Consider the following 12432-nt stretch of genomic DNA (forward strand, 5'->3'; position numbering starts at 1 on the left):
TCCCGGGACCGCCGGGCCTGTGTCGAGGCCGCGATCCCCGGTCAGCTGTGGAGCGAAAGCGACGCGACACGCCCGCGTGTCCGTGAAGACGCTCCACCCGCGGGAGGAACGCTCCACTCGGGGGGACGAAGGCCCTGGTCGCGGGCCGTGCGAGGGGAGCTAGGGGGCCGTGAGGGGGAACTCGCGGACCGGGCGCCAGACGTTGTCGTCGCCGTGCTCGAACACCTGGATGCTGCCGACCTCGTACACCGCCTCGAAGTCCTCGAGCTCGGCGAAGGCGCGGTCGAGCGCGTCCGCGGGCACGTCGTGCGCGACCGTCACGTGCGGGTGGTAGTTGAAGCGCACCTCCTGCGTGAGCGGGCCGGAGCGCACGGCACGCTCGAGGCGCTCGCACTCGGAGATGCCCTCCACGACCTGGATGAACACCACGTCCGAGACCGGACGGAACGTGCCCGTGCCCCGCAGGTGGATCGTGAACGGGCGCTGCTGGCGCCCGACCTCGGCGAGGTGCGCGTCCATGGCCGGCAGCTCCTCGGGCTCGAGGACGGTCGGTCCCAGCAGGGTCACGTGCGGCGGGATCAGGCACGCCAACGGGTCGCCGAACGACGCCCGGGCCGCCTGCAGCTGCGAGCCCCACGGCTCGGGGACGAGGAGCGCGATCCCCACCCTCACCTGGTCACCGACCCGCTCGGGAAGCCTCACGGCCGGGTCCCGGCAGGCACCACCCCGGCGGCCACGGAGCCGCGCGCCGGCAGCAGGCCCACGTGGTCCCGCACGCGGGCGAGCGTCGCGCGGGCGACGTCGCGGGCGCGCTCGGCACCTTCCGCGAGCACGTCGTCGAGCGTCTCGGGCTGCTCGAGGTAGCCGAGCACCCGCTCGCGGAACGGCGTGACGGCCTCGACGACGACGTCCGCCAGGTCCTTCTTCAGGTCGCCGTAGCCCTTGCCCTCGTAGTCGGCCTCGAGATCGGCGACGGTCCGGTCCGTGAGCGCCGAGTAGATCGACAGGAGGTTGGAGATGCCGGGCTTCGCCTCGGCGTCGAACCGGATCTCACGCTCGGTGTCGGTCACCGCAGAACGGATCCGCTTCGCGATGACCTTCGGGTCGTCGAGCATCTCGATGATGCCGTTCGGCGTCGACGCCGACTTGCTCATCTTCGACGTCGGCTCCTGCAGGTCGAAGATCTTCGCGGTGCTGCGCACGATGTGCGCCTCCGGCACCACGAACGTCTCCCCGAACCGCGCGTTGATCCGCTGCGCGAGGTCGCGCGTGATCTCCAGGTGCTGGCGCTGGTCCTCACCGACGGGCACGAGGGCCGCGTCGTACAGCAGGATGTCCGCGGCCATGAGGATCGGGTACGTGAAGAGCCCGACGTTCGTGCTCTCGGCGCCGGCCTTGGCCGACTTGTCCTTGAACTGCGTCATCCGGGACGCCTCGCCGTACCCGGTGTGGCACGACAGCACCCAGGACAGCTCCGCGTGCTCGGGCACGTGGCTCTGCACGAAGAGCACCGACCGCGCCGGGTCGACGCCACCGGCCAGGTACTGCGCCGCCGTCCGCCGCGTGCGCTCGCGGAGCAGCTGCGGCTCCGGCGCCACCGTCAGCGCGTGCAGGTCGGCGACCATGTAGAAGGTGTCGTAGTCGTCCTGGAGGGCCACCCAGTTCACCAGCGCGCCGAGGTAGTTCCCGAGGTGCAGCGAGTCCGAGGTGGGCTGCATGCCGGACAGGATGCGGGGGCGCGAGGCCTGCCCGGAGGCAGGCGCGGCAACGGTCGGTACCGGGGTGGACATGCGAAGCATTCTGGCAGGTACCCAGCCGCACCTCGAACCGATACGCCGGTCGGCCGCCGTCGTCGGCTCAGGTCGCCTCGTCGTCGTACGGCGCCGCACCCGCGGGCGCGTCGTGCGGGGCGGCCGGCGCGGTCGCGGCGCCGCCCGCCCGCTCCAGGCCACCTGCGCCGGCCGACGCGCGGGCCGCGCCCGCGCCGGCGGCGGCACCCGCGGCGGGACGCTCGGGCTCGAGCAGGGCATCACGGACGATCCGTCGCGGGTCGTAGCGACGGGGGTCGAGCGCCGTCCAGTCGACGTCGTCCTCGCCGAGCTCGGCGGACAGCCGTTCCTTCGTGGTGCTCAGCGTCGACCGCCAGGTGCGCACCCACTGGGCGAGCTGCTCGGCGTACCGCGGCAGCCGTTCGGGGCCGACCACCACCGCGGCGATCAGCAGGAGGACGACGAACTCGCCGCCGTTGATCCCGAACACCGGCCCAGGCTAGCCCGCGCGCCGACCGTCAGTTGCCGGTGAACTCGTCGAGCACGACGCGGACCTCGCGCTCGCCGTCGCCGTCGCGGACGGTGAGCACGACGGCGTCGCCCGGCGCCTTGGCGCGGATGGCCACGATGAGCTCGTCGGCGGCCGTGACGGGCCGGCCGTCGATGGCAAGGATCACGTCGCCCGGCTCGATGCCGGCGCGGTCCGCCGGACCGTCCGGCGTCAGCGGCGGGGTGCCCTCCTGAGCCTCGGCGGAGACCTGGACGCCCTCCCCCACGTACCGCTGGTCCAGCAGCGCCCCGATGACCGGGTAGGTCGCGTGGCCCGTCTCGATGAGCTGCTCAGCCGTGCGTCGGGCCTGCTCGGACGGGATCGCGAACCCGAGCCCGATGCTGCCCGCGCTCTGCTGGGTGGCGCCGGGTGCCTGCGCGATCGCGGAGTTGATGCCGATCACCTCGCCACGGACGTTCACGAGCGGACCACCGGAGTTGCCGGGGTTGATCGCGGCGTCCGTCTGGATCGCGTTGATGAACGCGGGTGCCTGCGGGTCGCCCGCGGTCACCGGCCGGTTCAGGGCGCTCACGATGCCGGTGGTGACCGTGCTGGCCAGGCCGAGGGGTGCGCCGATGGCGACCACGGGCTCGCCCACGACGACCTCGTCGGAGTCGCCGAGCACGAGCGGCGTGAGCCCCTCGCGATCGACCTTGATGACCGCGAGGTCGTACTCGGAGGTGCGCCCGACGAGCTCGGCCTCCTCCTCGCTGCCGTCGGCGAAGACGACGACGATCTCGCCGCCGTCCGCGGCTGCGTCGACGACGTGGTTGTTCGTCAGGACGTAGCCGTCGTCGCGGAGTACGAAGCCTGAGCCGGTGCCCCCGCCGGTGGCGGTCCGGACCTCGATCGCCACGACGCTGGGCAGCACCGCCTGGGCGATGGCGGCCACCCCCGTCAGCTCGACGTCCCCGGCTGCGACGGGGGCGAGCGGGAGCTGCGCGTCGGCCGGGCGGCGGTCGTCGAGCCAGCGGGTGCCGAGCACGCCGCCGACGCCGCCCGCCACGAGCGAGGCGACCACGGTGAGGACGAGGGCCCAGACCGGCACCGCACGCCGCCGACGGCGCCGCGCCCGGGGCGGGCGGCCGAAGCTGTCCACGGCGGCCGGGAAGGCGACCGAGCCGTCACCGGGCGCGGTGCCGGGGCCGTCCGGAACGACGTCGGACGCCGGCGCGACGGCAGACGCGGGCGCCGGCGCGGGCACGTCCGCCGACACCGGCACCACCGGGTCCGCCGACGCTGGCGCCGCCGGCCTGACCAGCGGCGGCGCGAAGGGGTTCTCCCACGCGGTCGTCGGCGGCGCCGGGGCCGGCTCGGCCTCCGGCGCCGGGGCCGGCTCGGACTCCGGTGTCGGGGACGGCGCAGGCGCGCCGGCTGGCGCGCCTGCAGGCGGGCTGCTCGGGCCTGCGTTCTCGGTCGCGGCCGGACGGTGCGACGGCGGCGCGAAGGGGTCGGACTGACTCACGGGGCCCATGCTCCAACCACTGTCTGCCAGCCGCGCGACATCCGCGCAGCGATCCCGCCGTCGACCTGCTCGTGCGGGTAGGCGGCGACCAGCGCGTCCACCGCACGCGAGCGGTGCGCCGCGATCACGCCGACGACGGCGTCCCCGGACTGCCAGACGGCGTGCCAGGGGACGTCGGAGAGCACGTGCACCTCGTGGTCGCCGATCGTCACGCTCGGGACCTGGGCCGCGAGGTCGTCGTCGAGGTGCCCGGCCTGCCGCTGCACGACGACGGCGCCCACCGGGCCGTCCAGGTCGAGCTCGGCCCAGCCGGCGTCGGCGTGGGTCGCCACGGCCGTGTAGCCCTCGGGGAGGACGCCGCCGGGCCAGGCCGCCTCGAGCGCGCCCGGGTCGACGTCGGTGCCCGTGACGGCGGGCACCGTCGTCGACTCGGCCGCGCTGACCGCGACGGTGCCGCCACCGGCCGAGCCGGCCGCGGCGAGGAGCGCCAGATCGGCCGCGGGGTGGCTGTCCGGCGAGACGTCGCGGACGTCGCCGAGCAGGAAGAGACCGACGACGGCCGCCCCCACCCCGAGCACGGCCACGGTCCGGACGGGTACGGGCCGCGCGCCCGCGCCACCGGCCAGCACGGAGCCACCGAGCCGCCCCCCACCGAGCCGCCCCCCACCGAAGGGCTCCGCACCGAAGCCCACGGCGTCGCCGAGGACGGGGCCCCCGCCGAGTGCCGGCGCGGTGTCAGCACGGGCGGCGCCGCGCGGTGCCGTGTCGATCGGGCAGGCATCGGTCGAGCCGAGCGCGAGCAGACGGAACGCGAGGTCGGGTGCCGGTGCGACGTCGGCGGCGGCGGCGAGCGCCTCACGTGCGGCACGCGTCGCGCGGAGCTCCTCGGCACACGGCCCGCACGCCGCCACGTGGCACAGCGCCCGCTCGCGCGCGGCCCCGGTGAGCCTGCCGTCGGCGAGAGCACTGATCTGCGTGCCGAGGTGCGTCATGGCCGGGTGACCCCCACGACGCCGACGACCTCGGGTTCGGAGCCGGCCGTGCGGGCCGGTGCCGCCGCTCGCAGGTGCTCGGGCGCGCGGTGCGCGAGGGACTCGCGCAGCAGCGCCCGGCCGCGGTGGATCCGGGACCGGACCGTGCCGAGCTTGATGCCCAGCGTCACGCCGATCTCCTCGTACGACAGCCCCTCCATGTCGCACAGCACGACGGCGGCCCGGAACTCCGGGGGCAGCGCGTCCAGCGCGCGCTGCACGTCGGAGTCGAGGTTCGCGTGCTCGAAGCCGCGCTCCGGGGTGGACGAGGACGCCGCCGGCAGCCGCTCGGTCTCGTCGCCCCACGGGTCGATGCGGACCCGGCGCTTGCGGCGCACCTGGTCCAGGAAGAGGTTCGTGGTGATGCGGTGCAGCCAGCCCTCGAAGGTGCCGGGCGAGTACGTGTTCAGGGACCGGAACACCCGCAGGAAGGTCTCCTGGGTCAGGTCCTCGGCGTCGTGCCGGTTGCCGGTCAGCCGGTACGCCAGGCGGTACACCCGGGCGGAGTGCTCGGTGACGATCTCCTCCCAGCCGGGCACGTGCCCGGCGGGGGCGTCCCCGGCAGGCACGTCGACCGGGTCGGCGTCCCCGACGGCGGACGCAGAGCCGGGGACAGCGGCGGACGGTCCGGAGGTGCCCACCGGTGCCCCGGGAGCGTGCGCGGACGGCGTCGGTTGTGCTGCGCCACCGGCGCGCCACGGTCGACGTCCCACGGTTCTCCTCCCCGCGGGCGCTCGCCCGCGCGACCAGTGTCCTCGACAGCTGTCGAGATGACCAACGAGCCGGGGCCCCGCCGTGTTCCCGCGTCCGCGGCGATCCGGCGCTAGCATCGTGGCGGCGGATCGGAGGACATCATCAGCGACAAGGTTGCGAGCTGGGCCCACGCCGAGGCCTTCGTCCCCACGGACGACGCGCTGCTGCGCGCGGCGGACCGCGCGGACCAGCTCGGCGCGGACACGGTCTCCGCCGGCACGGGCGCCCTCCTGGCCACCCTCGCGGCGGCGACGCGCGCGACGGCCGTCGTGGAGATCGGCACCGGCGCGGGCGTCGCGGGGCTGTGGCTGCTGCGCGGGATGAGCGCCGACGGCGTCCTGACCACCATCGACACCGAGGCGGAGCACCAGCGCGCCGCACGTGAGGCGTTCACGGAGGCCGGAGTCCGACCCACCCGGATCCGGACGATCACCGGCCGCCCGCTCGAGGTGCTCCCCCGGCTCGCCGACGCGGCCTACGACCTCGTCGTGGCCGCCGACGACCCGCTCGACCTGACCGAGCACGTCGAGCAGGCGCTGCGGATCCTGCGGCCGGGCGGGGTGCTCGTCGTCGTGCACGCCCTCGCCGGGGACCGCGTGCCCGACCCGGCCCGGCGCGACGACGTGACGACGGCCCTGCGCGAGGTCGCCCGGCGCCTGCGCGACGACGAGCGCGTCGTCCCGGCGCTGCTGCCGAGCGGCGACGGCGTCCTGGTGGCCGCCAAGCGCTGACGGCCTCGCGCGTTCGCCCTCAGGCGTCCGCGAGCCAGCGGAGCAGGGCCCGCGCACCGAACCCGGTCGCGCCCTCGGGCAGCTCGTGCGCGGCCTTGGCGGCCCGCGCCGGCCCGGCGATGTCGAGGTGCGCCCAGGTGCGCCCGCCGGCGAAGCGCTGCAGGAACAGCGCCGCGGTCACGGCTCCGGCGCCCGCGCCCGGTCCGGCGACGTGCCGGACGTCGGCGACGTCGGAGTCCAGCGACTTCTCGTACTCGGGCACGAGCGGCATGCGCCACAGGGGCTCGCCGGCCGCCTCCCCCGCCGCGGTCAGGGCGCGGGCCAGGTCGTCGTCGGGCGTGAACAGCGCGCCGTGCTGCTTGCCGAGGCCGAGCGTCGCGGCCCCGGTCAGCGTGGCGACGTCCACCAGGACGTCCGGCTCGAGCTCGGCGGCGGCGTACGCCAGCGCGTCCGCGAGAACCATGCGGCCCTCGGCGTCCGGGTTCGCGACCTCCACCGTCGTCCCGCCGAACACCGTGACGACGTCACCGGGGCGGTAGGAGGACGCCCCGAAGGCGTTCTCGGCGAGCGGCAGCAGCGCGGTCACCCGGTGGGGCACCTGCAGCGCCGCCGCACCCAGGACGGTGGCGAGCGCCACGGCCGCCCCGGTCATGTCGGTCTTCATGGCGACCATCGACTCGCGCGGCTTGATCGCGAGGCCGCCGGTGTCGTAGGTGATGCCCTTGCCCGCGACGACGACGTGCCGCCCGCCGCCCCCCGGCGGGACGTAGCGCACGACGACGAGGCGCGGCGGGCTGGCCGACCCGGCGCCCACCGCGACGATGCCGCCGAAGCCCGCCGCCGCGAGCTCCGCCGGCCCGAGCACGTCCGTGGTCAGGCCGGCCTGCCCGGCGGCGACCACTGCCTGCTCGGCGAGCCACGCCGGGGACTTGATGTTCGAGGGCGTCACCGCGAGCACGCGCGCGGTCCAGCTGGCGGCGGCGTGGACCCGGACGGCCTCGACGTCGGGGTAGTCGCCGAGGAGCACGAGCTCCGCGGCCGGCGGGGGCGGGGGTGCCCCGGTCGCAGCGCTGGGGTGCCGGTAGGCGCCCAGCAGGTAGCCCTCGACGAACGCGCGGGCCCCGTCGTCGCTCCCTGAGCCGACGGTCGTCGCGACCCGGCCCAGGCCGGTGGTCGCGCGCGCGACGGCCGCACCCGCGCGCCGCAGCGCGACGGGCGTCCCGGCGCCGGTGCCCACGAGCACCAGGCGGGGCGGCAGGCCGGCCCAGGGCAGCGCGGCGTCGCCGGCGCCCCGGGGCAGCTGGATCGTGTGCACGCTGCCCGCCGAGCCGTCCGCCCGCACCCGCTCGGCCAGGTCGCCGAGGTCGATGCCGTACCGGACGGCCGCCTCCGTCGCACCGGCGCGCGGCTGCACGCCGTCCCCCTCGTCCGCGTCAGCGGCCGCGGGCGCCACCGGGACGAGGAGCGCGTCGAGGCCCTGCGTGAGCAGGTCCGACGTCGCCACGTCGCCGGCGAGGGTCGTCACGGCCGGCAGGTCGGCGGCCGTGACCACGACGGTGGTCACGCCACGGTGGGATGGGGCCACGGTGCCGTCGCAGACTCAGCCGACGACGGCGGTCAGCGCCTCGCCGAGCTCGCTCGCCTCAGCCGGGCTGAGCTCCACGACCAGGCGGCCGCCCCCCTCGAGCGGCACGCGCATGACGATGCCACGGCCCTCCTTGGTGACCTCGAGCGGCCCGTCCCCGGTCCTCGGCTTCATCGCAGCCATCAGCCGTGTCCTCCTCGTCGGTCGCGTCCGGTCCCGAGCGCGAGGCGCCTGCGGGCCGATGTCCGAGATCAGTCTAGTTCACCCGCTCACCCGTCACGGCGGCCAGCCCGACGGTGGGACGAGGCGCCAGACCGTCGCCACCCAGGCCACCTGGGAGAGCGCGGCGACGACGAGCAGCACCGCGAGTGCAGCCCGCCACCGGGCGGCCCGCAGCGCCAGCAGGGCCAGCACGGCGGCGATCGGGAACGCGAGGACGAGGAACCGCACGAGCGACGTCCCTGGCTCGATCGCGACGAGCAGGTAGGCGAGGTAGCCCGCCGTCCAGCCCCACAGCTCCGGCCCGAGCAGGCGGAGCGGCCGGGTCGCCACGACCAGGACGCCGAGACCGACCACGACGACGAGCGCCGGCAGCCACCACGCGCCCGCGAAGTAGCGGGCGACGTCGACCCACGGCAGCAGCGGCACCACCTCGCCGCGCCCGCGCCAGGCCGACTGCACCTGCGTGTAGGCGTCGAGCGAGCCGGTGCGCAGCCCCACCAGCAGCGGCCACAGGAAGCCCGAGAGGCCGGCCGTCCCGGCGAGCGCCGCCATCGCGAGCCACTCCCCCGGGCGCGGCGCGACGCCGTCGGCCCGGGCCGCGCGGTGCCGGGCGACGGCGTGCGCGGCCACGGCGACGACGACGGGCAGCGCGACGGCCCGGGTGAGGCCGAGCACCGGCGCCAGCACGGCCGCGAGCAGGTACTGCCGCTCGACGAGGCACCAGAGCACGCCGGCCAGCACGAGCAGCGCGAGGGACTCCGTGTACGCCACCTGCAGCACCGGGGCCGCACCGATCAGGCCGAGCACGGCCACGCCGGCCAGGGGCAGCCGCCGGCCGACGTCCGTCCCGGCGAGGGGCCCGCGCTCGACCGCAGCGGCCAGGACCTGGTGCACGACGAGCGCGGCCGCCGTCCCCAGCAGCAGCGCCAGGGTGGGCGCCACGACCTCCCACGACCCGCCCGTGAGCGACATGAGGCCGCGGGCGAGCATCGGGAAGAGCGGGAAGAACGCCCAGGCGCTCTGGGTGACCTGGCCGTCGGGCCCGTGCGGCAGTCCCGCCGGGTAGCCCGCCTCGGCCACCTGCCGGTACCAGGACGCGTCCCACATCAGTCCCGTGTACTGCGCGTACGACGGCGCCGCGTCGGTCCAGGGCGTGGCCTCCTGCGTGCGGGCGACCACCAGGAAGGTGAGGGCGGACAGGGCCCGCGCCCCCAGCCAGACGAGGAGCACGCGTGCCCACCAGGCGTGGGGCCAGCCCGGCCCCGCCACGCTCCGGCGGCGCACCCGGGCGCGCACGCCGCCGACGTCGGCCGGGCTCACGCCAGTCCGCGCACCGTGCGCGTCGGTGGCCGGTCCTCGCGCAGCACCGCGACCATCTCGGCCACGCGCCGCGTCGCGAGGACGTCGTGCGCCCGGAAGACGGTCGCACCGAGCCAGGCCGCCACCGCCGTGGCGGCGAGCGTGCCCTCGAGCCGCTGGTCGACCTGCAGCCCGAGCGCCTCTCCGACGAAGTCCTTGCGGGACAGCGCCATGAGCACGGGGTACCCGAGCTCGACCAGGTCGGCGGTGTGCCGCGTCAGGTGCAGCGAGTGCCACGTCGACTTGCCGAAGTCGTGCGTCGGGTCGACGAGCACCGAGTCGGGCGCCACCCCCGCCGCGACGGCCCGCTCGGCCGAGGCGCGCACGGTCGCCAGGACGTCCTGCACGACGCCGTCCCGCCCGTCCGCCCCCGGCGCGGGGTCGCGCAGCGGGTACTGCGGGCGCAGCGGGTCCGTCCGCGGCGGCAGCCCGCCGGTGTGCGAGCACACGACCCCGGCCCCGCGCACCCCCGCCACCTCGACGAGCCGCGGGTCGTGGCCCGCCCACGTGTCGTTGACGAGGTCCGCACCGGCGTCGAGCACCACCTCGGCGACCTCCGCCCGCCACGTGTCCACGCTGATGGGCAGGTCCGGGTACGTGGCGCGCACCCAGCGCACGAGCGGCAGGACCCGCTCGATCTCGGCCGCGGCGTCGACCTCCGGCCCGCGTCCGGCCCGGATCCCGCCGATGTCGACCAGGTCGGCGCCCTCGGCGACGGCCCGGGCAACGGCGGCCCGGGCCGCGTCGTCGTGGTCGTAGGCGATGTGGAAGGAGTCGGGCGTCCGGTTGACGACCGCCATCACCGCGGGCCGGTCCGGCGCCAGCACGCGGCCGCGCAGGCGCAGCGGCACGCCCCTGCGCGGGACACCCTCGCGGCCCGCAGCGCCGGCGGGCATCGTCACCAGCCGTTGAGCGACGCGTCGCCCGGCACCGGCGGCACCGACGGGGTCGCCGGCTCCGACGCGCGCTCGGCTGCCTGCTCGGCCTGGGCGTTGGCCGCGACCGCGGCCCGCTCCTCCGCGGCGAGCTCGGCGCCGCGCTCGAGCACCACGTGCACCGCCTCCTCCGCGTCGTCCACGAGCCGGATGAGGTCGAGGTCGACCTCGTGGATGTTCCCGTGCGCCACGACCGAGTCGCGCAGCCAGTCGAGCAGCCCCCGCCAGTAGTCGCTGCCCACGAGCACGATGGGGAACTCGGTGACCTTGTGCGTCTGGACGAGGGTGAGCGACTCGAACAGCTCGTCGAACGTGCCGAAGCCCCCGGGGAGCACCACGAAGCCCTGCGAGTACTTCACGAAGCACGTCTTGCGCGCGAAGAAGTACCGGAAGTTCACGCCGAGGTCGACGTACTCGTTCATGGACTGCTCGAACGGCAGCTCGATGCCGAGGCCCACCGAGAGCCCGCCCGCCTCGTGCGCGCCACGGTTCGCGGCCTCCATGATCCCTGGTCCGCCACCGGTGATGACGGCGTAGCCGGCCTCCGCCAGCCCCTTGCCGACCTCCATCGCGATCGCGTACTCGCGGGCGAGCGGCTTGGTCCGCGCCGAACCGAACACGCTGACGGCGGGGCCGACCTCGGCGAGCGCGCCGAAACCCTCGACGAACTCGCTCTGGATCCGCATCACGCGCCAGGGGTCGCCGCTCAGCCAGGACGTGTCGTTGTTGGGCGCCAGCAGGCGCTGGTCGGACGTGGTCCGCGGCACCTGGTGGCCGCGCAGCATCACGGGCCCCTTCCGGTAGGTGCGGCGAGGGTCGTCGGCCACCGGGCCGTGCTCCGTGCTCATGGACCGACTCTAGGAGGTCCGTGGACCGAAGGACGCCGCGCCGGTCAGCCGGCGAGCCAGGCGCGCAGCCCCTCGTAGCAGGCGGTCAGGTGCGCGACGGCGCAGCGCTCGTCGTCGGCGTGCGCGAGGAGCGGGTCACCCGGGCCGAAGTTGACCGCCGGGATGCCCAGCTCGCCGAACCGCGCGACGTCCGTCCAGCCGAGCTTGGCGGCGGGCACGCGCCCGGAGGCGGCGGTCACCGCCTCGACGAAGGAGGCCAGCGCGGGCCGGTCCAGCCCCGGGCGCGCACCACCGGCGACGTCGACGATGCGCACGTCGTACCCGGCGAGCACCTCCCGCACGTGCGCCTCCGCCTGCTCGGGCGAGCGGTCCGGCGCGAACCGGTAGTTCACGGTGACCACGCACGCGTCCGGGATGACGTTCCCGGCGATGCCGCCCCGGATGCCCACGGCGTTCAGGCCCTCCCGGAACGCGAGGCCGTCCACCTCGGCGACGCGCGGTGCGTAGGCGGCGAGCGTCGCCAGGACCGGCGCCGCGGCGTGCACCGCGTTGACCCCGCGCCAGGACCGCGCGGAGTGCGCGGCGACCCCGTGCAGGTGCACCTCGGCGCGCAGCGTCCCGTTGCAGCCGCCCTCGATGCCGGCCGACGTCGGCTCGCACAGCACCGCGACGTCGCCCGCGAGCCACTCCGGTCGCGTGCGGGCCAGGCGGCCGAGCCCGTTGCGCTCGGCCTCGACCTCCTCCTGGTCGTAGAAGACCCACGTGACGTCGCGCGTCGGCGCGGTCAGCGCCGCCGCGAGCGCGAGCTGCACCGCGACGCCGCCCTTCATGTCGACGGTGCCCCGGCCCCAGACCTCGGCGGCCTCGCCCTCCCCGACCAGCTTCGTCGGCAGGTTCGCCGCGACCGGCACGGTGTCGAGGTGCCCCGCGACGACGACGCGCTCGGCCCGGCCCAGGTCGGTGCGCGCGACGACGGCGTCGCCGTCGCGCAGGACCGTCAGGTGGCCCAGCGCGCACAGGGCCCGCTCGACCGCGTCCGCGAGCCGCGCCTCCTCGCCCGACACGGACGGGATGTCGCAGATGGCCCGCACGAGGTCGACCAGGTCCCCCGACAGGTCGAGCTCGTCGGGACGGTCGGGCAGGGCGCTCACGTCGGCCATGCGCCGACCCTAGCGAGGACGTCC

Annotated in this window: 13 protein-coding genes; 1 reads left to right on the forward strand and 12 read right to left on the reverse strand. The window is 76.0% G+C overall.

Annotated elements, in window-relative coordinates:
* Positions 1-159: 159 nt before the first annotated feature.
* The 6 genes from AFE02nite_RS06770 to sigE form a co-directional block, all read right to left on the reverse strand.
* Positions 160-702: a 2'-5' RNA ligase family protein gene (locus tag AFE02nite_RS06770; RefSeq protein WP_034245741.1), complete on the reverse strand. Its 543-nt coding sequence runs from the start codon at positions 700-702 to the stop codon at positions 160-162.
* Positions 699-1790: a tryptophan--tRNA ligase gene (trpS, locus tag AFE02nite_RS06775; protein ID WP_052113637.1), complete on the reverse strand. Its 1092-nt coding sequence runs from the start codon at positions 1788-1790 to the stop codon at positions 699-701. Before trpS ends, AFE02nite_RS06770 begins: the two co-directional genes overlap by 4 nt.
* A 67-nt stretch (positions 1791-1857) precedes the next feature.
* A complete protein-coding gene (locus AFE02nite_RS06780; protein WP_146819318.1) occupies positions 1858-2259 on the reverse strand; it encodes a Sec-independent protein translocase family protein in 402 nt (133 codons plus the stop codon).
* Positions 2260-2287: 28 nt separating this feature from the next.
* Positions 2288-3535: a S1C family serine protease gene (locus AFE02nite_RS06785; protein WP_261765519.1), complete on the reverse strand. Its 1248-nt coding sequence runs from the start codon at positions 3533-3535 to the stop codon at positions 2288-2290.
* A 245-nt stretch (positions 3536-3780) separates the two neighbouring features.
* Positions 3781-4776: a hypothetical protein gene (locus tag AFE02nite_RS06790; protein ID WP_034249398.1), complete on the reverse strand. Its 996-nt coding sequence runs from the start codon at positions 4774-4776 to the stop codon at positions 3781-3783.
* Positions 4773-5384: an RNA polymerase sigma factor SigE gene (gene sigE, locus AFE02nite_RS06795; RefSeq protein WP_052114112.1), complete on the reverse strand. Its 612-nt coding sequence runs from the start codon at positions 5382-5384 to the stop codon at positions 4773-4775. Before sigE ends, AFE02nite_RS06790 begins: the two co-directional genes overlap by 4 nt.
* A 282-nt stretch (positions 5385-5666) precedes the next feature.
* Between sigE and AFE02nite_RS06800 the strand changes: the two genes are divergently transcribed.
* The gene (locus AFE02nite_RS06800; RefSeq protein WP_146819321.1) at positions 5667-6299 is read left to right on the forward strand and encodes an O-methyltransferase; all 633 of its coding nucleotides are present in this window, start codon (positions 5667-5669) and stop codon (positions 6297-6299) included.
* Positions 6300-6318: 19 nt separating this feature from the next.
* Here the strand turns inward: AFE02nite_RS06800 and AFE02nite_RS06805 are convergent, their stop codons facing one another.
* The 6 genes from AFE02nite_RS06805 to dapE all read right to left on the reverse strand — a co-directional run bounded on the left by AFE02nite_RS06805 (position 6319) and on the right by dapE (position 12408).
* Positions 6319-7863 carry a leucyl aminopeptidase family protein gene (locus AFE02nite_RS06805; protein WP_146819322.1) on the reverse strand — a complete coding sequence of 515 codons (1545 nt, stop codon included), beginning with the start codon at positions 7861-7863 and terminating at the stop codon, positions 6319-6321.
* Between the two features lie 36 nt (positions 7864-7899).
* Positions 7900-8067, reverse strand: coding sequence for a DUF3117 domain-containing protein (locus AFE02nite_RS06810; RefSeq protein ID WP_146819323.1), 168 nt, complete (start codon positions 8065-8067; stop codon positions 7900-7902).
* A gap of 93 nt (positions 8068-8160) precedes the next feature.
* Complete coding sequence (locus AFE02nite_RS06815; RefSeq protein WP_146819324.1) at positions 8161-9426, reverse strand: hypothetical protein; 1266 nt, start codon at positions 9424-9426, stop codon at positions 8161-8163.
* Positions 9423-10361 (reverse strand): dihydropteroate synthase, encoded by a 939-nt coding sequence (gene folP, locus AFE02nite_RS06820; protein ID WP_052114014.1) that lies wholly within the window; start codon positions 10359-10361, stop codon positions 9423-9425. Before folP ends, AFE02nite_RS06815 begins: the two co-directional genes overlap by 4 nt.
* Before the next feature lie 2 nt (positions 10362-10363).
* Positions 10364-11248, reverse strand: coding sequence for an LOG family protein (locus tag AFE02nite_RS06825; protein ID WP_052114013.1), 885 nt, complete (start codon positions 11246-11248; stop codon positions 10364-10366).
* Between the two features lie 44 nt (positions 11249-11292).
* Positions 11293-12408, reverse strand: a complete 1116-nt coding sequence (dapE, locus tag AFE02nite_RS06830) for a succinyl-diaminopimelate desuccinylase (protein ID WP_052114012.1) — start codon at positions 12406-12408, stop codon at positions 11293-11295.
* Positions 12409-12432: the final 24 nt, after the last annotated feature.

Source organism: Actinotalea fermentans (assembly GCF_007991475.1).
Taxonomy (GTDB): Bacteria; Actinomycetota; Actinomycetes; order Actinomycetales; family Cellulomonadaceae; genus Actinotalea; species Actinotalea fermentans.